At 47.4% G+C, this 21,406-nt stretch carries 21 protein-coding genes and 1 other RNA gene; 3 read left to right on the forward strand and 19 right to left on the reverse strand.

Annotation, left to right across the window (positions count from 1 at the left end; translation table 11 throughout):
• Nucleotides 1-5: 5 nt before the first annotated feature.
• The 4 genes from QP794_RS16470 to QP794_RS16485 all read right to left on the reverse strand — a co-directional run bounded on the left by QP794_RS16470 (nt 6) and on the right by QP794_RS16485 (nt 2,993).
• A complete protein-coding gene (locus tag QP794_RS16470; protein WP_285078116.1) occupies nt 6-1,154 on the reverse strand; it encodes a cysteine desulfurase family protein in 1,149 nt (382 codons plus the stop codon).
• A 174-nt stretch (nt 1,155-1,328) separates the two neighbouring features.
• On the reverse strand, nt 1,329-2,084 hold the full coding sequence (locus QP794_RS16475) for a lytic transglycosylase domain-containing protein (protein WP_285078117.1): 756 nt from the start codon (nt 2,082-2,084) through the stop codon (nt 1,329-1,331).
• Nucleotides 2,085-2,341: 257 nt separating this feature from the next.
• Nucleotides 2,342-2,758, reverse strand: coding sequence for a hypothetical protein (locus QP794_RS16480; RefSeq protein ID WP_285078118.1), 417 nt, complete (start codon nt 2,756-2,758; stop codon nt 2,342-2,344).
• A 34-nt stretch (nt 2,759-2,792) separates the two neighbouring features.
• Entirely contained in the window at nt 2,793-2,993 is a 201-nt protein-coding gene (locus QP794_RS16485; RefSeq protein ID WP_306440240.1) for a DUF1540 domain-containing protein, read from the reverse strand.
• Between QP794_RS16485 and QP794_RS16490 the strand changes: the two genes are divergently transcribed.
• On the forward strand, nt 2,904-3,176 hold the full coding sequence (locus QP794_RS16490; RefSeq protein WP_285078321.1) for a hypothetical protein: 273 nt from the start codon (nt 2,904-2,906) through the stop codon (nt 3,174-3,176). The genes QP794_RS16485 and QP794_RS16490 overlap by 90 nt on opposite strands.
• A gap of 1 nt (nt 3,177) precedes the next feature.
• Here the strand turns inward: QP794_RS16490 and QP794_RS16495 are convergent, their stop codons facing one another.
• Nucleotides 3,178-3,684, reverse strand: coding sequence for a YpuI family protein (locus QP794_RS16495; protein ID WP_024628452.1), 507 nt, complete (start codon nt 3,682-3,684; stop codon nt 3,178-3,180).
• Between the two features lie 288 nt (nt 3,685-3,972).
• Here QP794_RS16495 and QP794_RS16500 point away from each other — a divergent pair, with 288 nt between their 5' ends.
• Nucleotides 3,973-5,847: a S8 family peptidase gene (locus QP794_RS16500; RefSeq protein WP_285078119.1), complete on the forward strand. Its 1,875-nt coding sequence runs from the start codon at nt 3,973-3,975 to the stop codon at nt 5,845-5,847.
• Nucleotides 5,848-5,946: 99 nt separating this feature from the next.
• Here the strand turns inward: QP794_RS16500 and QP794_RS16505 are convergent, their stop codons facing one another.
• Together QP794_RS16505 and pdxR are read right to left on the reverse strand one after the other, a co-directional pair.
• A complete protein-coding gene (locus QP794_RS16505) occupies nt 5,947-6,204 on the reverse strand; it encodes a hypothetical protein (protein WP_024628454.1) in 258 nt (85 codons plus the stop codon).
• 85 nt (nt 6,205-6,289) lie between these two features.
• Nucleotides 6,290-7,810 (reverse strand): MocR-like pyridoxine biosynthesis transcription factor PdxR, encoded by a 1,521-nt coding sequence (gene pdxR / locus QP794_RS16510; protein ID WP_285078120.1) that lies wholly within the window; start codon nt 7,808-7,810, stop codon nt 6,290-6,292.
• Nucleotides 7,811-7,918: 108 nt separating this feature from the next.
• Between pdxR and QP794_RS16515 the strand changes: the two genes are divergently transcribed.
• Nucleotides 7,919-9,148 carry an aminotransferase-like domain-containing protein gene (locus QP794_RS16515; RefSeq protein ID WP_285078121.1) on the forward strand — a complete coding sequence of 410 codons (1,230 nt, stop codon included), beginning with the start codon at nt 7,919-7,921 and terminating at the stop codon, nt 9,146-9,148.
• Nucleotides 9,149-9,387: 239 nt separating this feature from the next.
• On the opposite strand, the gene rnpB is transcribed toward QP794_RS16515, so the two are convergent.
• The 12 genes from rnpB to QP794_RS16575 form a co-directional block, all read right to left on the reverse strand.
• An RNA gene (gene rnpB, locus QP794_RS16520) (RNase P RNA component class A) lies at nt 9,388-9,797 on the reverse strand.
• Nucleotides 9,798-9,878: 81 nt separating this feature from the next.
• Complete coding sequence (locus tag QP794_RS16525; RefSeq protein ID WP_285078122.1) at nt 9,879-10,994, reverse strand: Nif3-like dinuclear metal center hexameric protein; 1,116 nt, start codon at nt 10,992-10,994, stop codon at nt 9,879-9,881.
• On the reverse strand, nt 10,970-11,728 hold the full coding sequence (locus tag QP794_RS16530) for a tRNA (adenine(22)-N(1))-methyltransferase (RefSeq protein ID WP_285078123.1): 759 nt from the start codon (nt 11,726-11,728) through the stop codon (nt 10,970-10,972). The genes QP794_RS16525 and QP794_RS16530 overlap by 25 nt, the downstream gene beginning before the upstream one ends.
• Before the next feature lie 184 nt (nt 11,729-11,912).
• The gene (gene rpoD / locus QP794_RS16535; RefSeq protein WP_024628459.1) at nt 11,913-13,052 is read right to left on the reverse strand and encodes an RNA polymerase sigma factor RpoD; all 1,140 of its coding nucleotides are present in this window, start codon (nt 13,050-13,052) and stop codon (nt 11,913-11,915) included.
• A gap of 43 nt (nt 13,053-13,095) precedes the next feature.
• Nucleotides 13,096-14,916 carry a DNA primase gene (dnaG, locus tag QP794_RS16540; RefSeq protein ID WP_285078124.1) on the reverse strand — a complete coding sequence of 607 codons (1,821 nt, stop codon included), beginning with the start codon at nt 14,914-14,916 and terminating at the stop codon, nt 13,096-13,098.
• A 46-nt stretch (nt 14,917-14,962) separates the two neighbouring features.
• Nucleotides 14,963-15,430 (reverse strand): YaiI/YqxD family protein, encoded by a 468-nt coding sequence (locus tag QP794_RS16545; protein WP_483311919.1) that lies wholly within the window; start codon nt 15,428-15,430, stop codon nt 14,963-14,965.
• 228 nt (nt 15,431-15,658) lie between these two features.
• Entirely contained in the window at nt 15,659-17,734 is a 2,076-nt protein-coding gene (glyS, locus tag QP794_RS16550) for a glycine--tRNA ligase subunit beta (RefSeq protein ID WP_285078126.1), read from the reverse strand.
• Nucleotides 17,727-18,614 (reverse strand): glycine--tRNA ligase subunit alpha, encoded by an 888-nt coding sequence (gene glyQ / locus QP794_RS16555; RefSeq protein WP_024628463.1) that lies wholly within the window; start codon nt 18,612-18,614, stop codon nt 17,727-17,729. The genes glyS and glyQ overlap by 8 nt, the downstream gene beginning before the upstream one ends.
• A 403-nt stretch (nt 18,615-19,017) precedes the next feature.
• Nucleotides 19,018-19,770 (reverse strand): DNA repair protein RecO, encoded by a 753-nt coding sequence (recO, locus tag QP794_RS16560; protein WP_053781263.1) that lies wholly within the window; start codon nt 19,768-19,770, stop codon nt 19,018-19,020.
• A 33-nt stretch (nt 19,771-19,803) separates the two neighbouring features.
• Nucleotides 19,804-19,944: a YqzL family protein gene (locus tag QP794_RS16565; RefSeq protein ID WP_079349649.1), complete on the reverse strand. Its 141-nt coding sequence runs from the start codon at nt 19,942-19,944 to the stop codon at nt 19,804-19,806.
• Between the two features lie 101 nt (nt 19,945-20,045).
• Nucleotides 20,046-20,945 carry a GTPase Era gene (gene era / locus QP794_RS16570; protein WP_285078127.1) on the reverse strand — a complete coding sequence of 300 codons (900 nt, stop codon included), beginning with the start codon at nt 20,943-20,945 and terminating at the stop codon, nt 20,046-20,048.
• A 41-nt stretch (nt 20,946-20,986) separates the two neighbouring features.
• Nucleotides 20,987-21,400 carry a cytidine deaminase gene (locus QP794_RS16575; protein WP_285078128.1) on the reverse strand — a complete coding sequence of 138 codons (414 nt, stop codon included), beginning with the start codon at nt 21,398-21,400 and terminating at the stop codon, nt 20,987-20,989.
• Between the last annotated feature and the right edge of the window lie 6 nt (nt 21,401-21,406).

A 21,406-nucleotide genomic window follows, 5' to 3' on the forward strand; every position in this document is an offset into this window, starting at 1 on the left:
TAAAATCACATCCGCCTTTCCAACGGGCGCAGCTGCGCCACCATCTGATGTAAAGCCTGCCCGAGCAGAGCCACATCTTCTTCTGTATGTTCATCTCCAAGACTAATACGCAATCCACCCGCAGCACAAGCATGATCCCTGCCCATGGCAAGCAATACCCTGCTAGGTTCTGCTGATCGCGAAGAGCAAGCAGATTGTGTAGAAACGGTTACTCCAAGTTGTTCCAGGGTATGAAGCGCCACTTCTGCCTTCATTCCAGGATAAGAAAAATGAACTATGTGTGGTGCTCCCTCTTTACGACTATTTAGGACAAATCCGGGAATCGTATCGATGACCTCCATAATACGATCTCGCAAAATCGTTGTACGCTGTGCAAAATCAGCCTGATGTTCTGCTGCGAGACGCATCGCCTTCGCCATGCCGACAAGCAAAGGTACGTTTTCAGTTCCCGCTCTCAGTCCCTGCTCCTGGGAACCTCCTGACAGTAGAGGCGTAAGCTGCACTCCACTTCGTACATAGAGAAGTCCCGCTCCTTTGGGGCCACGAATCTTGTGAGCAGACAAGCTGTACAGATCCGCGCCCCATGCTGCAGGTTTAGCCTCCATTTTGCCAAAGCCCTGCACGCCATCCACATGAAAAAGCACCTTTGGTGCTTCCTTTTTCAGACGTGCTCCGATTTCAGCAATTGGATGTATCGCTCCTGTTTCATTATTCACATGCATCAGACTCACAAGAACCGTGTCCGGTCTTATGGCATCCATCATCTGCTGGGCGCTAATCAGCCCGTCGGAATCCACGGGAAGCCATGTGACCTCCCAGCCCCACTGCTGCAACTGTGCAAAACTTTCATATACCGAAGCATGTTCCGTTGCCGTTGTAATCATGTGTTTGCCCCGAGATTGATACTGTAATGCCGCGCCTTTGATGGCAAGGTTGTTGCTCTCGGTTGCACCTGAGGTAAATATAATTTCTTCCGGCTTCACATCAATAGCAGCTGCACAGACAGATCGCGCTCGGCGCAAAAGTTGATGGGCTCGCTCTCCATATCCATGAATCGATGACGGGTTCCCATATTGTGCCTCCATAATCTCGGTCATTGTACGAATGACATCCGGATGAGGAGGCGTCGTTGCGGCATGATCAAAATATTTCAAATGAGGTTCCCCTCCTTGTCTCTTCGTTGTGGAATCTACAGTGAGCATTGTAACACGATCCCCGCTCAACACAAAAAGACCAAACAGGAACGAAGCACATTTAAGGCTGCTGTTCCCGCGTTTGATCTCTTACTGGACGTACTGTTGTGTTTCAATTTCTTTGGTATATACCATTTACACCATATATTTAGACTGCGCTTTCTCCACTTTGGAGATATAAGCCTGTGTTTCCGAAGGAAGACGGTTAAGTACACTCATCAATTCAGCGTCATTCGATACACCCAGACTCGAAACCCGTCCCGGTCCGGCATTATATGCAGCAAGTGCCATCTTTACCTCGCCACCAAACCGCTGGAGCTGGAGAGAAAGGTATTTGGTTCCACCATCTATATTTTGAGCGGGATCGTAAGCGTTACTTACCCCCAACCCTGCTGCCGTGCCATCCATTAACTGCATGAGTCCTTTGGCACCTGCGGAAGACACTACATTTGGGTTGAAGCCGGATTCTGTATCAATGACTGCCTTAATCAAAGATTCAGGCACCCCATATTTGGCGCTCGCTGAAGCAATCAAAGATTCAAAATCCGTAGGTACAGATGCACCCGAATCCACTACTCCAGTGTTTATCAGAGAAGATAAAGAAGCCACATTACTGTTTGAGGAAGAAACAGAACTTGCATCCGGACTATACATGCTGCCCAGTTGCAGCCACAACAGACCATCACTGGATCGTTTGGAGATCGCAGCAGAGTTCACGTCTTCTCCTACGGTATTGTTTAAAGAAGTTGAATTCGTCCCGAGCAGCCCGTCCATCATACTGGCAAAATCCACCGTTGAATCGGAATTTCCATCCGATGCATTTGTTTCGTTGAGACTATTGGACAATTGCAGTTCCAGCAACTGCCGCGACGCGCGCGGATCAATCTGCATGAGTTATATTCACTCCCGTATAATGTAAACGTAGATTATGACTTTATTCTACATTATTTTACAGGAAGGTTCTATCGTTTTCAAAATGTTTTCAAAAAAATAAACCGATTGTACAACATCATTGCGTAAATGCGAAAGAAAAGAAGCCTCCTGCTATCACCTTTAAGTAAGGTGGAAGCAGAAGGCTACAACAAGCAACTCATATCAGTCGGTTATATGCTCATTAGGATTGCTTGTTCAGATCATGTTCTTACGTATCAGCGAGCGAATGGAATCATAAAGAAATAGCTGAGTGTTGCCACGGCACCAAGTCCAATGGACCACGCCCCCGCCGTTTTACGGCCGTTGACATAAGCATAGTATCCAAGCACTGCTGCTGCCGGACCCAGAACAATGGACCACATAAACAAGGAAGCAATACCAAAGGCCAGCCCCATATAACCGGAGATTCGGCCGGTAGATTTCATGACACCGTCTTCTTCGTGCTTTACAGGTGTATGATCTGTTCTTTCCGTTGGTTCTGTTCGAATAGAACCAGTTGTAGGTGCTACCTCCGCACCATACTCTTCCTTGTGGCTGCGTCTTGGATAATCTACACGTTCACGCTGTTTTTCATCTAACGAAGTTGTTTTTGGACGATGGAACGGGTAATCATCTTTATGGTCCTTATTCAATGCAAAGCACCTCCATATAAATGGGAATGACTGCTCATTTCGGTCTAAATGTGTGGCAGCATGTCGCAGAAGATGTACGTGCATGATCATGATGATCGGAATCAAAGGTCTCTCCGGCAAATTCCTCATGTAAGCGGCGGGTGGCATGTTGGTCAATGTCAATCATGATGGCATCGGCCTGGCAGAAATTGTTTTCTCCCCAAAAGTGACAGTTAGCAACACTGCATTTGACTATTGGCTTCTCATGGCTCATTTTTATCACCTCGACATCTATTGTCTCCGCACCGTAATTGAGCTATTCTCCAACGAAATGCCAGATGATGACATGGGCCCTTCTCCGCAATTCCAGTTGAAGAAAACGCAAAAAAACCGCCACAAGGGCGGTTTTGTCCAATTCGCATATGAGTTAAAAAATTGATTTACGCGTGATTGCGTTGGTTTTGCATCCGACGCTGCGTTAGGTAGTCACTTTCATAAAATGCCAGGTCATCGCGCAATTCTTCGTACGTTTTTGATATCTCAAGAATGACATCCCGTACTGCTCGAATGGGCTTATCACGGAAACGGATTGCATCCTGACCAGTGTAAGCATATCTTCCATCTTCGGAGTAACATTCATTTTTAGGATAAAAAAAGCTGTTTATGCTTTGATGGTATGTGTTATAGAGAGCCTTCTCGGCAAAATCGACATCAAAATTGGCACGACGCAGCACAACGCCAAGTTTTTCGTAAGAAACTTCAGAAAAAACAAGCAAATGACGGAGATCCGAAAGAAATCCTTTGTAGAAGGCTGATGACTCCTCCGTCTGATTCTGATCCAGTTCAGGCAAGGCATTTTCATTCAAAAATTGTTCGATCCGATCGATAGCCGGTTTTAACTTTTCCCTAGTTGACTCACATGTTTTCTGTACATTGGCTGCTGACATAAAGGTAGCTCCCCCTTAAATAAGTCCTTACATATAGATCGGCCAACGGGAGGTTCTCCCCTGACCTTGAATTCTCAGCTACTATCCTACCATAAAAAGATGACGAGCGGTATCCCTTAATCAGGCTTTCCCTTCTTGTCCCTGAGCATGCCCATTACCCACAGCTCCCCTGATCTTCACCTGCATAAAAATAACCGCTTTTCCTAACGATACATATATCCAGTGACAACGATGAAATTAGAGCACTGTAAGATGATTGTCAAAACAAACGAGGAGGTTCCATCCCTTATGTCCAGACCGAAATGGATTAATTGGGCCATTGCCGCGGGTGCAGGCGCACTTGCCTTGACACTTTTGCTTCCAACGTCCAATCGTCCTGTTCCTACTCCAAGTGCCATGCCCGATTCTCCACACGAGGAGCATGCGAGCAAACAACGTCTCAAAGTCCAGGATGTAAAGTCAACCGATCTGCTAACCCGCGCGGATGCCAAACAGCACCTTAGCACCATGCTTGAGAAAACCTCCAAAATGAATGATGTGCAAATAAGCAAATACGTTAATGAACTACAACAAACCCATGATCATATCCGGTCTATTGATATAATGAATACCAATGGATCCCGCAGTCAGCACTTTGGCAAAACAGCAGCAAAAGGAAGCAAAATGGAACAGCAAAAGCTGGAACATTCTCTCGCATTGGCCAAAAAAGCCGTGAGTAAACGTCAAAGCTTCGAATCTTCATCCTTTCCTCTGGGGAAAGAAAAGTTTTTTGTCATGGGGCAGCCCTCCAAAGATGGAAAAAAAGCCGTCGTCGCTTTGTTTAGCCAAAATGTCCTGAATGCTGTCGAGCAGCACCAGCGCAAAAATCTGCGCATGATCCCTTATCCGCGGGAAGGCAAGTTCAAAATCGAATCTGTACACCCCGACACCCTTAAAGAAATCACCGTAAAGACAGGGCATGATAACGCCAATGCCAGTCATTTTTACGAAAATGAAATCGTCATCCGTTTCCGTCAGGAGCCAGGGGAGCGGGATATGCGCATCATTAAATCCGATCTGCGCACTCAATCGGCACGTAAGCTTGGATATACGTATGTTTTTCGGTCAGAACATATGAATTATGAGCAATTGCATGCTTATTTTGAACGTAAATGGAATCCGCTGTATATGGAACCCCACTACATGTATTTAACCAATGAGACCTTACCTGAACAAAAAGATGTAACCGTGCCCAATGATCTCTTGTTCTCTGACTACCAGTGGAACCTACCCGCCATTGAGACTAACCGCGGCTGGAATATTACGAAGGGCAACAAAGATGTTATCGTTGCCGTGGTAGACACCGGCGTTGATCTGACTCATCCCGATTTGAAGGGCAAGCTGCTGAATGGTTATAACGTTGTTGATCCAGCAAGCAAACCGCTTGATGATGTGGGTCATGGTACACATGTAGCAGGCATCATCGGCGCTGTTGTGAATAACAACGAAGGTGTAGCAGGCATGAGCTGGTATAACAAGGTACTTCCTGTTAAAGTGCTGGACAATTCGGGTTCAGGCACAACCTATGCCGTTGCCGAAGGCATCATTTGGGCCGCTGATCATGGAGCCAAGGTCATTAATATGAGTTTGGGGAATTACGCCGATGCCCAATTTCTTCATGATGCCATCAAATACGCTTTTGATCGCGATATCGTATTAATTGCAGCGACCGGTAACGACAATACGGAGCGTCCAGGATACCCTGCCGCCTATCCGGAAGTATTTGCGGTATCCGCTACGGATCCGGACATGAGCAAAGCTTCTTATTCCAACTACGGGGATTACGTGGATGTAACGGCTCCAGGGTCCAGCATCGCAAGTACGTATCCGAACAACCAATATGCAGCCTTGTCCGGAACGTCCATGGCTAGCCCCCATGTAGCGGCACTTGCAGGTTTGATTCGCTCGCTCAATCCCGATCTGACCAACACGGAAGTTATGGATCTCATGCGTCAAAGCGTCATAGATCTTGGTGACCCAGGTCATGACAAGTATTTTGGTTATGGTCAAATCGATGTGTTTAAAGCATTGGAGGCGGCCTCTGGCAGCAGCGCCCCACTTCAATTCTGGCCGCAGCATGTGAGACAGCAAATGGATAATGCGATGAAAAAGTACATCAAATAGTAGCCGAACACTGAATGTAAAAAAACAAAAGCAGCTGCGCCCCGGGGCGTATGCTGCTCTTTGGTATGTCTACCTATTCCCCCGGGGCACCCGCTGCGACTAGCGCTTGCGAGTAGTTGTGCGGGATTTGCCTGATTTTTTCACGGATTTTTTCTTACCGTTATGGCTTGAAACAAAACAAGGTTCTTCTTCTTTGACCACGACAGGATACATGTGATGATGAATTGGCACACAGTGATGTTTTTTGATGACTTCGATCGGGTGAATTACGGGTACGATTTGTGGGATGTAGTAATCTTCAACAACCTGGATCGGGTCACATACAATCGGACAAAGCGGTGGACAGAAATGGTTCATTTCAAACCAACTCCCTTTCAAGTGATACTATAACGTATTGCACAGGGTCCAATGTGGATTGGATGTATGTCCGTGTTCGAGAAAATTAAATCAGCGGGAGCCTGTCAGCCGTTGTCCCACCCTGCTGCGGTGTAATGTTCTCAATAACCTTGCATAACACCCGTAGCCCTTCACATAACAGTTCCTTATTCGTAACCGTGAAGCAGATCCGCAGACTCGCCGTATCCGTTTCCCCCACATAACAGGCAGAACCCGGCAAAAAGGAAACACCTGCAGCAAGTGACTGGCGGTGCAGCTCACGCATATCCAAACCATCCGGCAATTGCAGCCACAGGTTTAATCCCCCATCAGGTAAAGTCCAATACATCCCCGGAGGACCATATTCCTCCAGCACATCCGCTGCGGCACACAGACGGGAATATAACTCATCCCTCAGACGGGCTGTATACGCACTGTATTGATGTTGAATAAAAGATTGCAATGCTTTCTGCGTGAGCAGCGGGCTTCCGAGATCCGCAGTGGATTTGGCAGCAACAAGCCGGGTGAGTACACTTCCGTCTGCAACCGCACACGCCACTCGACAGCCGGGAGACAGCACTTTGCTGAAGCTCTTGATATATATCACGTGGCCCGTCCCATCCATGGATTTAATGGAAGCAGGGGGCGGATCACGGAAATACAAATCAGCGAACGGATCATCCTCCAGAATGAGACAATGATAACTCTGAGCAAGATTCAGCAGTTGTGCACGCCGTTTGGCGCTCATCGTAATGCCTGTAGGATTGTGAAACGTAGGAATGGTATATATTAACTTCGGCGGGTATGTATCACATAACCGGGTTAACAGATCAATACGCATACCATCCTCATCCATCGGCACCGTAATGATCTTTGCTCCTCTGCTTGTAAACACATCAATCGCTCCGGTATAACTCGGTGCTTCCATGTAAACAACGTCACCAGGACCAACAAACGTACGCGCCACAAGATCAATTCCCTGCTGGGTACCGCTCGTTATTAGCATCCGTTCGGGCATTACCCGCAGACCTCTTTCCGCAAAATGCCCGGAGAACGTCTGACGCAGTTCCCGATCCCCCTGAAAGGACCCGTAGGCAGCCATTCGCTCCGGATGATCCGAGGACAGTCGGTAGGCACTGTCGATAATCTCTCGCGTTGGCAACAATTCAGGCTGAATGGCCGACATATGCAGCTCATATCTAACTTGAGGAGATGCATCAAAATGTCTCCAGAGCTGAGCTCGGGGCAAATAATCCACAAGAGCCATCTGCCAGTTCCATGGCGTGCTGGATTCATTCTTTGCTTGAGTCCGGTGAGTCCTCTCCATATCCTCTGTTTTCTCCAACTCCTGCGTCCCCCGTACATAACATCCTTTCCCCTGGGAACAGGTAATCAGCTGTATGGCTTCAAGCTCTGCATAAGCTTTGGACACGGTGACCAGACTGACGCCCAGATCTGTGGTCATTTTACGAACCGATGGCAAACGGGTACCAGGCTCGATTAATCCAGACCTTATTCGGTCCGCAAGGGTGAGTGCAATCTGAACATATAATTTAGTGCTGCTTCCCCGCTTTAATTCAATATGCACACATGCACCTCCCAACTGTTATGATCAGCATTTTACTGTTATACTGCATTCCGTCTATTATAGTTTATAATATCAGTATAACAGTGAATAACAGGAGATGAGAATAATATGAATATCCCTTGGTCCAAAATGGCACAAAACACCCCGTCCTCTGTCGTTCGCGACATGTTACAGGCTGCACAGGCGCCTGGAATGATTTCGCTTGCCGGAGGTTTACCTGCTCAAACATCGTTCCCGCTTGAAGCTATCCGTGACGCATACGAAAAAGTATTCATGGGCGGTTCAGCGGCTCTTCAATATGCAGAGACCGAAGGATTCCGACCATTACGTGCCAAAATTGCTGAACGTCTTGAATCCAAGGGCATTCCGGCTTCACCTGATCATATGATTCTGACTACCGGATCTCAGCAATCCATTGACCTGGTATGCCGAATTTTGCTTGATCCAGGCGACAGCGTACTGGTTGAATCACCAACCTATCTGGCTGCCCTTCAAGTCATTCATTCCTATCAGGCTGAAGCGAACGGTGTTGCTTGTGATGATGACGGGATGTTGCCTGAATCACTGGAAGAACAGCTGCAATTGCATCGTCCCAAGCTCGTCTACATCAACCCTACGTTCTCTAACCCGTCGGGCAAAGTATGGTCTCGCGCGAGACGGCAACAAGCCGTGGACCTGTGCCGGAAATATGGGGTATTGATCCTGGAAGACGACCCCTATGGTGAAATCCGTTTTAAACCTGAACAACTGGATGCCCCTGCGCTGGCGCAGCTGGATGCAGCATCCTACGAGGGACCGTCCAATGTCATCTACACCAGCACATTCTCTAAAACAGTAGCTCCAGGCCTCCGCACTGGCTGGATACTGGCTGCTCCGGATGTTATCAAAATAGCCGCCCGCGCCAAACAGGGTGCAGATTTGCATTCCAGCAGCATTGACCAGAGAGCACTTCATGCGCTACTGGAGTCTTTCGATCTGGACGGGCATATTCGCAATATCTCACAGGATTATGAACAACGGATGAAAAAAATGACCACTCTGATGGCAGCAAAAGCGTGGGAAGGTATTTCCTGGAATTCACCACAGGGTGGTATGTTCCTGTGGCTGCAACTGCCTGAGGGCATGCTGGCCAGCAATCTGTTCACTTATGGAATTCAAGAGAAAGTATGCATCGTACCTGGGGATTCCTTCTATGCAGGTACACCGGAGCTCAACCGTATGCGGATTAACTTCACCCATACCGATCCAGATCTGCTTCCTGAGGCTGTAGAGCGTATGGATCGCGCCATTCAACGCTGGCATGCATCATTGCAGTCGGACAGTGTAGTTACACTGTAACAAACTGTCATCCACTGTATCATTAGGAACCATTTCTCATTCCACACGAACTAACAACAAAAATAAGGCGTCAGACCCGAGAAAGCTCGAAGTCTGACGCCTTATTTATATGACCTGCAAGAGCAGGAAGTCTTTTGAAATGTAATGGCGTCCTTCTGATCAGTCAGGCACATCAGGTGCAATCGTTCTGTTTGCCCTTGACTGATAGTGGACTGTACTTGTTACTGTTGTGTTGTAGTTAGGAAAGCTTACCGTAAGCCGGGTTCTGTGCTCTTCGTGGTTCAGACGGGAACTACCCTCCCACCACAAGCGACAATCATCTATCTAGGCCGTACATTGCTGCACAACTCAAGCGACCAACCTAGACACACCTCGGGCTAAGGCTGTCTTCTCCGAAGAGTCGACTGTGTCCCATTAGGTCTTGCTCCAGATGGGGTTTACCAGGAACGAAGTCACCAGCGTTCCTCGGGGTCTCTTACACCTCGGTTCCATCCTTGCCTGTGCCGGAAAATCCGGCCATCGGCGGTCCATTTCTGTGGCACTATCCTTCAACTCGCGCTGACTGGACGTTATCCAGCATCCTGCCCTGTGGAGCCCGGACTTTCCTCTCGTGGCAACGAAGGCCACCAGCGATTGTCTGTCAAGCTTTCCGAACAACATTACATAGTATACAGGCATTTGAGTTTACAAACAAGCCTAATCTTACTGGAAGAAATGAACCCCAGTGCTTTTAGATAAACTGGAATACTTCCGTGTTTACCTCTGATGCAGTTACTTTCGTCTCATAACGTTTGTCTTCCAAACGTAAACGCAGCCAGTCGGCCGTTTTGGGTTTCATGATTTTCTCGGCATTATGTCCGGCGTCGATGATACACATACCCGCCATCAACGCATCGTGAGCCGTATGGTAATCAATGTCTCCAGTCACGATGACATCAGCACCTTTGAATCGTGCAGGAAGGGTATAACGGCTACCTGAGCCGCCAAGCACTGCTGCTTTTTTGATTTGCCGAGTAAGATCACCTACTACCCGGACGTATGGCACATCCAGTTGGGCCTTCACGACCTCCACCAGCTCACCGAGTGTCTTTGGTTGGTTGAGTGGTCCCAAGCGCCCCAGACCCAGCGTACGGCCTTTTAAATCCATTGCATACAGGTCATAGGCCACTTCCTCATACGGATGAGCCTTAAGCATCGCTTGAACAACCTTGCTGCGCAAACTCTGCGGTACGATCGTCTCAATCCGTATTTCTTCTACACGCTCCATCTGTCCCTCTGTACCGATGAAAGGCTGTGTCCCCTCTCCCGGGACAAAAGTGCCTGTTCCTTCCGTATTGAAGCTGCACTTCTTGTACTGACCAATACTGCCAGCCCCAGCTTCGAGAATGGCCTGGAGCACCTGCTCATGATGAGTACGGGGTACAAATACAGCCAATTTGTACAAATGATCTGTATGTACATCCTCAAGTGACTCCTTGCTCTCTATTCCAATGGCCTCGGCCATCCAGTCATTCATGCCGCCTTCAGCCACATCCAGATTGGTGTGACTAATATATACCGCAATATCATGCTTGATCAGCTTCTCATACAATTTTCCCATGGGTGTGTCGGTATTCAACGATTTTACCGGACGGAAAATGATTGCATGATGCGCAATAATCAAATTGGCCCCGATCCGAATCGCCTCGTCAACAACTTCGTTCGTAACATCAAGCGCGATAAGCACGTGTGTAATTTCCTTTTGCAAACTGCCAAGCTGAAGACCAATTCGATCGTCCGGCACGGCCAGATGTTTGGGAGCAAGCTGCTCCATCAATTGAATTACCGTTTGACCTTTGGCAAACATGAGAGTACCTCCTTCAAGTTCACAATTAGATGCTCTACCTCTGCCGCCTTCTCCCGGGAAGACTCCTGATCGGATTTGGAAATGGACTGAACAACGCTTTGCAGCTTGACAATTTCGCTCTCCCATTTGGCAAAAAACACATCCGTTGGACGGTCTGTTAAATAAGGCCCCATGCGAAGCAGCAGATCTGATGTCAATTCTACCCCGCCTTCAAGGGGACGTGCGCGATACACTTCCTCATTGGCGATCGGACTGAGTTCTTGCGGCATTGCTGTAATGATTTCGTACACTTTGCCATCTTCCTCAAGCAGTTGCTCTGCAACCACCACCCAGTTATGCTCGAGCAACCAACGTCTGAGAATATCTTCACCCACATTAGGCTGCAAAATAAGAAGCTTGACCTCATCCAGTTTGGAGAGACCACGATCCAGAATGGAGGCAATTAGCGCCCCTCCCATCCCGGCAATGGTTACAACATCCACTTCTCCTGCAGAGATGACATCCAATCCATCTCCACGCCGTACTGTAATTCGTTCCTTCAGACCTGCATCGCTGACTTGCTTGCGTGCAGCTTCATAAGGTCCAGGGTTCACTTCTCCGGCTACTGCACTTGCTGCTTTTCCGCTGCGTACTGCAGCTACCGGAAGCAAAGCGTGATCCGAGCCAATGTCAGCCAAGCGGCTGCCTTCGGGAATTTGATCATGTATTCGCTGTAATCGATTCGAAAGTTTCATGAAGCACCTACACCATTCATTTAATTTATTGATTTGCATTGAACAACGAAAAGCGATAAAATGAAATCCAATAAAACATTTCAAGGATGAATTACCAAAACCAAGAAATTTAGATGTTCAATTTAAAAATAAAGGAGACCCCGCCGCCGCTAAAGCGTCTTGCGGAAAGTCTCCCATAGTGATGTTATTCGAGGAAATCCTTAAGCCGTTTACTACGGCTAGGGTGACGCAATTTACGAAGAGCCTTGGCCTCAATTTGACGAATACGCTCACGCGTAACACCAAATACCTTGCCCACTTCTTCCAGCGTTCTTGTACGTCCATCGTCCAGACCGAAACGCAAACGAAGTACGTTCTCTTCACGCTCAGTTAATGTATCCAGGACATCTTCGAGCTGTTCTTTCAGCAATTCATAAGCAGCAGCATCCGCCGGAGCCAATGCTTCCTGATCCTCGATGAAATCGCCCAGATGGGAATCATCTTCCTCACCAATCGGTGTTTCCAGGGAAACCGGTTCCTGAGCAATCTTCGTAATCTCACGAACTTTTTCCACACTCAGATCCATCTCGGCAGCGATTTCTTCTGGTGTCGGTTCACGCCCAAGTTCCTGCAACAGCTGACGGGATACCCGGATCAGCTTATTAATCGTCTCCACCATATGCACAGGGATACGAATGGTACGCGCCTGGTCCGCAATCGCACGGGTGATCGCTTGGCGAATCCACCATGTTGCATACGTACTGAATTTATAACCCTTTTTGTGGTCGAACTTCTCAACCGCTTTGATCAGACCCATGTTACCTTCCTGAATCAGATCCAGGAACAGCATTCCACGTCCAACATAACGCTTCGCGATACTGACCACGAGACGAAGGTTAGCTTCAGCCAAACGACGTTTCGCTTCTTCATCCCCGTTTTCAATCCGTTTAGCCAGTTCTACTTCGTCATCCGCAGACAACAAAGGTACACGACCAATTTCTTTGAGATACATACGAACAGGGTCGTTGATTTTGATTCCTGGTGGAAGGCTCAGATCATCATCAAAGTGGAATTCATCGTCTCCCTCTCTGGTGTTGTTCTCGGAATCTTCACTAGGGCGAAGGGTTACCTCTTCATCATTTTCGTTCACGACATCAATACCCAGGTCGCTCAGTTGTTCATAAAACTCATCCATCTGCTCAGCGTCTTGCTCGAACGGGGAGAGTTTCTCTATAATTTCTTTGTAGTTCAACGAAGCTCTTTTCTTACCTGATTCAATCAATTGATCCTTAACCTGATCCAGCGTCAATTCTGTTTCTAGTTCAGTATGCTGATCATTCGCCATAACTCGACTCCCTCCTCCCTAGAAACATCCAACATTCAGACGTTCACTGTCTCTCTAGGGCAATCATTTCAATTGCAATTTGTGCCGCGCGTACAGAATCACCTGCCCGCTCTGCAGCAATCATTTCTTCTTTTTTCAGATCGTACTCTTTCTTACGCGGATATTTCAGCACTTCCCTGATGCAATCATCGAGCATTTGAACACTCCATTCACCTGGACCATCCATCATCGAGATTGAACTAACTGTTTTTTCCAGTCGGTCGTCATGCAGTGAAGACATAAAACGGCTTGTATCCGACGGTTTGCCTTGCGCATAATAGGCATATAGATAAGCAGCAATAGCTGCATGATCATCCAAGTTAAAAGCTTCACCAAGATGCTCATTCACGTACTGGGCAGCCTCTTCATCCTGAAGCATCCAGGCGAGCAGTTTGCGTTCAGCAGCGTGGTAAGCCGGCAACAGATTGGGTGTAGGCACCTGCCTATTTTGTTGCCTACCATTATTCCACCTTTTCGGGTTATTATCCCCATACTGGAGGTTATTTTTCATGGCCTCCCGTTCTTCATTACACTCCTGCTTCAGTGTTTCAAATGATACGTCCACTTCCGCAGCCAGTTCCCGAAGATATACTTCCCGTTCTGTAGGAGAAGACAAAGGAGCAATAAGTTTCACCGCTTCCTTGGAATAAGCGATCTGTCCGCCGCCTTCTAGCAGTATATGGTTTTTTTTTAGGTTTATAAGCTTAAATTTTGTAGTCGTTACGGCGCCGTCCACAATCTGGTTTCGGAACCGCTCGCCACCATGCTTGCAGATAAAATCATCCGGGTCGAGTCCATCCGGTATTAGAGCAATTTTGACCTGCAACCCCGCTTCCTCAAGAATAGGAAAGTTTTTGAGAGCTGCAGCCTGTCCCGCTCGATCGCCGTCATAACATACAATGACTTCATCACACATGCCCTTAAGCATCAATGCCTGATTCTCAGTGAGCGCAGTACCCATTGCCGCTACACCATTTTGGATATCCTGATCCCAAGCGGAGATAACATCGCCATACCCTTCGAACAATATGGCCTGCCTTTGTTTGCGAATTGCATTTTTGGCATGATGCAGATTGTAGAGAACACGGCTTTTGTTAAATAACCGGGTTTCCGGTGAATTTAGATACTTCGGTTGCCCGTCTCCCAAAATGCGACCTGCAAATGCAATCGGCTTTCCGCTCCGGCCATTAATCGGAAACATGACTCTGTCTCGGAAACGGTCCACATATCCCTGACCTTCGTTTCGCGGCGACAGTAACCCGCCCTTCTCCATCTCTTCAAGCGGAAATTCGCGCTTTTCCAGAAATTGTACCAAGGTATCCCAGCGATTCGGCGCATAGCCTATCTGGAACTGGTCAATCAGCTTGTCGCTAAATCCGCGTGAGCGTAAATATTCCATAGCCACTTTACCGTGCTCTGTATTTTTCAATAAGAAATGATACAGCTTCGCGGTAAGCTCATAGGCTTCCAATAAACGTTCAGTCTCTGGATTAACATGAGCCGATTCACGCCCTTGCCAGTCCCCCATTGAGATGTGACTTTCTTCTGCCATCGTCTTGACAGCCTCGGGAAAGGATAACCCTTCGATTTCCATCCTGAATTTGATGGCATTTCCACCCGTGCCGCAACCGTAGCAATAGAAAATTTGTTTCTCAGGCGTAACTGTAAACGAAGGCGTCTTCTCAGAATGAAAAGGACAGAGGCCTTTCATATATTTCCCCTGTTTGGTCAGATGTACAAATCGGCTCACCGTATCGACGATATCATGCTGCTGTAACACCGATTCAATAATGCTTTCGGGTATACCGCCTTGTCCGGTACTCATCTTGATCCACCTTCATCTCTTAACACGTAAATATTATTCGATAAACTTACACATTCTCCTGCAAATCTTTCAAAAGTTTTGTCAGTTTATGTTGAAAAATTTCCCGATCCTGCTCTGTGAAAGGCTTTGGGCCTTTTCCATAATGCCCTCTTTTTCGTGCTTTGGCCGCAGTATGACGGGAATCCAGCATGAAATCAATGTCACGATCATTAAACTCACGACCACGAAATGATAAAACATAACACCGTTTGCCAAGTGCGAGCGCCGCCAGTCCATAATCCTGTGTAATGACCACATCGTATGGCTTGATGTGATTGGCAATGTACAAGTCTGCACTCTGATCACTTCGATCTACCTGCACGGTGCGCACTCCTTCTCGGCCCTGAAGAAAATGATCAAATGAAGAAACCATCAGTACAGGAACTTTGAATTGGCGTGCTGTTTCTGCGATCTCGGCCTTGACTGGGCAAGCATCACCATCCACAACAATGTGGCGTACATTCAACTCACTCAAACCCAGACCACCCGGTTTCATAAAATAGCTGCATATTGTAATATACGACCCCAGCCAGCCAAAATCCTTCTGACCAGTCTATGGAAATCAAAGGCTAATATACGGAACGGCTGTAAATATAAATTTCTCACAATCCGTTCCGTATATTTATACCCTCATATATCCTTCTTTAATACTGAATTTGTGCTTTGTCTCAGATCTGTGCTCCTGGAGCAAAAGCGGACCCGATTACCAGACCAGTTTGGAGAAATCAGCAAAAGCTTTCAGATCACGGTCAATCGCTGCAAGCAGTGCCAGACGATTTGCCCGCACAGCTTCGTCTTCAGCCATAACCATAACTGAATCAAAGAATACGGTGATAGCTTCCTTCCAAGCCGATGCAATCGCGAGTGCTTCAGCTGCTGCATGTTGAGACAATACCTGACGATATTCTTCATTGGTTTTGCTCCAAGCCTCATGCAACTGACGCTCTCCTTCTTCTGTGAAGAGTTCTGCATGTACCGAAGCATTGGATGCTTTGGCAGCCAGATTACCGACACGGTTGAAAGATTCAACGGTAGTTTTGAAAGCATCTCCCGTTTGAACAGCTGCCATAAGGGCTTCACCTTTTGGAACTACCGCGCTGATATCATCAAATCCGGAAGAAATTACTGCATCCACCACATCATAACGAACCGTTTCGGACAACAGTTTCTTCACACGAAGACCGAAGAAGTCCTGTAAATCTTTACGTACCTCTTCATCCGCACGTTTCAACAAGTTCATCTGGGCATGCACTTGAAGTGCAACGCCGAACACGTCGGACAGTGTCAGTGGAAGATTGTGATCCAGCAAAATTTGAACAATACCTGCTGCCTGACGACGCAGCGCATAAGGGTCCTGAGATCCAGTTGGAATGATATTGATCGAGAAGCAGCCTACGATCGTATCCATTTTATCCGCAGCACTGACAATGGCACCAACGAGCGAAGCAGGAGATTGATCTCCGGCGAAACGTGGCTGATAATGCTCAAATACCGCTTTGGCCACTTCTTCTTTTTCACCAGCTTTGCGAGCATAATCCTCACCCATCACACCTTGCAGTTCAGGGAATTCTCCCACCATAAGTGTAACAAGATCGAATTTGCAAATATCCGCAGAACGACTCACCGCTTCGGCTACATCAGCTGGTACTTGCAGCTTGCTAGCCAGGCCATCCGCAATTTTGCGAATACGGCGTACTTTATCTCCAACCGTACCCAGCTCTTCCTGGAAGACAATGCTCTCCAGCTTCGATAATGCGTCCTTGATCTCCAGCTTCTGGTCTTCCTCATAGAAGAACTTAGCATCTGACAGACGCGCACGAAGTACCTTTTCGTTCCCTTTTGCAATGACATCCAGTGAATCGCTGCCGCCGTTACGAACCGTAACGAAGTATGGTAACAATTGGCCATCATTATCAAGCACCGGGAAATAACGTTGATGTTCGCGCATCGAAGTGATCAATACCTCTTGTGGAATATTCAAAAAAGAAGACTCGAATGTTCCAAACAGCACCGTTGGTGTCTCCACCAGGAACAAGACCTCTTCCAGCAAATCTTCCTTGATCGCAATATCCCACTTCTTCTCGGCAGCCAGTGCCTGGATCTGGGACACAATCATCTGTTCACGTTCTTTAATATCTGCAATGACATGCTCGGAGCGCAGCACTTCTACATACGAAGCGGGGTCCGTTATGACCGCCTCTTTTCCGAGAAAACGATGTCCGCGTGTCACATTGCCAGACTTCACTCCTGCAACTTCCAACTCAATCACATCACTGCCCAGCAGAGCAACAATCCAGCGAATCGGACGTACAAATTTGAAATCATACGAAGCCCAGCGCATGAATTTCGGGAACGTCATAGCATGCAGAATAGCCAGCAAACCCTGACCGATTACAGAGGATGTTTCTACGCCTTTGCTGCTCTTGGTCGCATAGATATATTCCACGCCGCTTAGTTCCTTGAATGTGAACTGGTCCGGTTCAACACCCTGACTACGGGCAAATCCGAGTGCAGCTTTGCTCCAGTTCCCACTATCGTCCAATGCAATTTTACGCGATGGTCCTTTTACCTCTTCCTCCACGTCTTCCTGCTTCTCGGCAACATTCTTGATCAAAACAGCCAGTCGGCGCGGTGTGGCATAGGCATTCACTTCACCATAAGCGATGCGGGAGGCATCCAGCCATTTCACGACACGATCCTGCAGCTGTTCAATTGCTGCCCGCATGAAGCGTGCAGGCACTTCTTCCAGACCAATTTCAAACAACAGATCCTTAGACATGCTCAGCTCCCCCTTTCTTGATCAGCGGGAAGCCGAGCTTCTCGCGCTCTTCCACATATGTTGCAGCCACTTGACGGGCCAGATTACGGACACGGGTGATGTACCCGGTACGCTCCGTTACACTGATTGCTCCGCGCGCATCCAGCAGGTTGAACGTATGTGAACATTTCAAAACATAGTCATATGCCGGGAAAACCAGATTCTGTGCCATGGCTTTGTTTGCTTCCTCTTCATGCATGTTGAAGAGTGTAAACAACATTTTGACATCAGATACTTCAAACGTATATTTGGAGTGTTCGAATTCAGGCTGACGGAACACATCACCATATGTAATCCCGTCTACCCATTCCAGTTCAAACACATTTTCTTTTTCCTGAATGTATGAAGCAAGACGCTCCATGCCATACGTAATTTCAACCGCTACCGGATTTGTCTCAATCCCGCCGACTTGTTGGAAATACGTAAATTGGGTGATTTCCATACCGTCCAGCCATACTTCCCAGCCAAGACCGGCACAGCCGAGGGAAGGGTTCTCCCAGTTGTCTTCAACAAACCGAATATCGTGTTTGAGCGGATCAATGCCCAATTGTTTCAGACTTTCCAGGTAAATTTCCTGAATATTGTCCGGAGAAGGCTTGATAATAACCTGGAATTGATGATGCTGATAGAGACGGTTTGGATTTTCTCCATAACGACCATCCGAAGGACGGCGGGACGGCTCAACATAAGCTACTTTCCAAGGCTCGGGTCCAAGCGAACGCAAAAAGGTCATCGGGTTCATCGTACCTGCCCCTTTTTCCGTATCATATGGCTGAACAATAATACAGTTGTGCTCGGCCCAGAATTGTTGCAGCGTGAGAATCATCTGCTGAAAATTCATAATCATGCTCCTTTTCGATGGTTTGTGATAAACAAGCCTAGAACGGTACAGACAATAAAAAGCCCTCGTCCTACGCCTGTTATACAGACATAGGGACGAGAGCTATTCCCGCGGTTCCACCCTACTTGGCTTGGATATAAACAGGAGATCCTGTTCATACAAGCCCACTTTTCCGTGTCCATTCATGCTCCCGAGTGCCATTTCACAGACCGATTCAACCCGGCTCACACCATCCCCGGCTCGCTCACACAAGATTAGGTCAATCGACCTCTTCTTGAATGTAATAAATCAAGTCTCCTACTTTCTCGTTCAATGCATGTCTCTAAAAGAGAAATTATAGTTCATAATAATATAAAAATAAGTACGAAGTCAAGATATATTACTTATTTCATAACAAGACGACTCAAATCCCGTACTTTTCCATTTGATCAAGAAAAGAACGGGATTTCAGATTCAAGCCAAGCTGATGATCCATAAAGGCCCGCATAATCTTTTTGATCTCATCCCGCGTGCCTTCACTTACCGATATATTACCGAGTCGTTGCAGATCCAACTGTGCAAACAGACGTAACAACTTCAACGCTTTCGGACTCACAGACATTGCCGGAGGATCAAAGTGCTTGCAGGCACGACACAGGACTCCACCAAGCCTTGGACTAACAAATAATTGCTCATCCGGTCGCTCTTGACCGCAAGAGATGCAATCATCCAGCTGAGGACCGTACCCGGCTGCCTGAAGTATTTTCATTTCATACAGGCTGGTAATGACAACCGGATCTTTCTCTTCCTTCAAGGCCTGGAGACAGGCTTTCAGCTGTTTAAACCAGAACGCTCCTGTCTCTTCATCCTGCAATACACGATCCAGCAGTTCACAAGCATAAGATGCATAGGAAGCTTTAACCAAATCTTCACGCAGCTCATGATATGACTCAATGATTTCTCCTGCGTTTAGCGTTCCCAGACCGGTGTTGCGAAAATAAACATATTGACCGTACGTAAATGGCTGCACCAGTGCAGCATGTCGGCTTTTGGGCTTTTTGGCACCGCGGACGAGTACCCCTACTTTCCCGCCGCTTTCGGTGCAAAGCGTAATAATTTTGTTCCCCTCGCCGTAGTCCATGCTGCGGATGACAATCCCTTCCACCCTATATAGCATGCCTCGTCACCTAACCATTCCCGAATCAGCCAATTAACCTTCGGCTTCTTCATCTTCAATCACTTCCCTTGCAGGTTCCGACTCCTGTCCCAACGAGCTGCATGCCTCGGTATACAACAGATAGGACTCCACATCCCCCGTCATCGCAAAAACCTTCCACGAAAAATCTCGCATCGGAATTTCATCCTCTCTTCGAAAATGACATCTGCTTCTACCAGATAGGATGGAGTCTTGCAAGGTAAACTATGTGTTGCAATTACTGGATACTGAATTTATTATTCACGACCAAAGCCAAGATCTCGCAGCACACGCTCCTGGTTTCTCCAGTCCTTCTTCACTTTAACCCACAGGTCCATAAAGATTTTGGAACCGAGCAGATTTTGAATATCCTGGCGAGCACGTTTTCCCACTTCTTTAAGCAAGGCACCCTGTTTCCCGATAATGATTCCTTTTTGCGAATCACGCTCCACAAAAATAACGGCTGAAATATAAACAACCCCGTTATCCTGTACTTTCATATCCTCAATTGTTACTGCAATGGAGTGTGGCACTTCTTCACGGGTCATCTGGAGAATTTTCTCCCGAATCAACTCGGCGCAAACAAACTGCTCCGGATGGTCCGTAACCTGATCATCAGGATAGTACTGAGGGCCTTCCGGCAAATATTTACTGAGCTGCTCCAGCAAGGTGCTTACATTGCTGCCAAGCATAGCAGATACCGGAACGATTTCGGCAAAATTGTGCAGCTTCCGATATGCCTCAATCAGTGGAAGCAGTGCTTCCGGCTCAATTTTATCAATTTTGTTCATGACCAGAATGACAGGCGTTCGCACATTTTTCAATTGTTCTGCAATATAACGGTCACCACCGCCCATGCCTTCCGAAGCATCAATCAGGAACAGAGCAGCTTCGACTTCTCCGAGTGTGTTCAAAGCAGTCTGGTTCATGTAATCGCCCAGCTTGGATTGACGTTTGTGAATCCCTGGGGTATCCAGGAAAACGATTTGTTGTTGTTCCGATGTGTATACACCATGGATCTTATTACGCGTCGTTTGCGGCTTGTCTGACATAATGGCGATTTTCTGTCCAATGACTTGGTTCATCAGCGTGGATTTACCTACATTGGGACGACCGATAATGGCTACAAAACCGGATTTGAATGCTTGTTTTTTCATATGTTCCTCCTCAGGCGCCTAGGCCTGGAATGTATTGGTTTTTACTTTTTAGCAGAGTTTAGGTCAGATGGCCCAAAGGCCCATGGCAATAGTTCGGCAACTGTAGTCTCCTGCAGATCACCCTTCATGTTACCCAGAATGACCTTCATATCCGGATCACACAGTTCGTACATCACTTGACGACATACACCGCACGGAGCAATTGGACCGTCCGTATCTCCTACAATCGCAATAGCCTTAAAGCTGCGCGGTGGCTTGCCTCCAGCAATTGCACTGAACATGGCTGTACGCTCAGCACAGTTGCCTGGCGTATAAGCAGCATTCTCAATATTACAACCATGATGCACATGTCCCTCGCTGTCAAGCAAAGCTGCGCCTACTCCAAAATGAGAATAAGGGGTATACGCTTTTGTACGTGCCTTAATCGCTTCTTGCATCAGCAAACCATTATCCATAATCAA

Source organism: Paenibacillus sp. UMB7766-LJ446 (genome assembly GCF_030226665.1).
Classification (GTDB): domain Bacteria; phylum Bacillota; class Bacilli; order Paenibacillales; family Paenibacillaceae; genus Paenibacillus; species Paenibacillus vandeheii.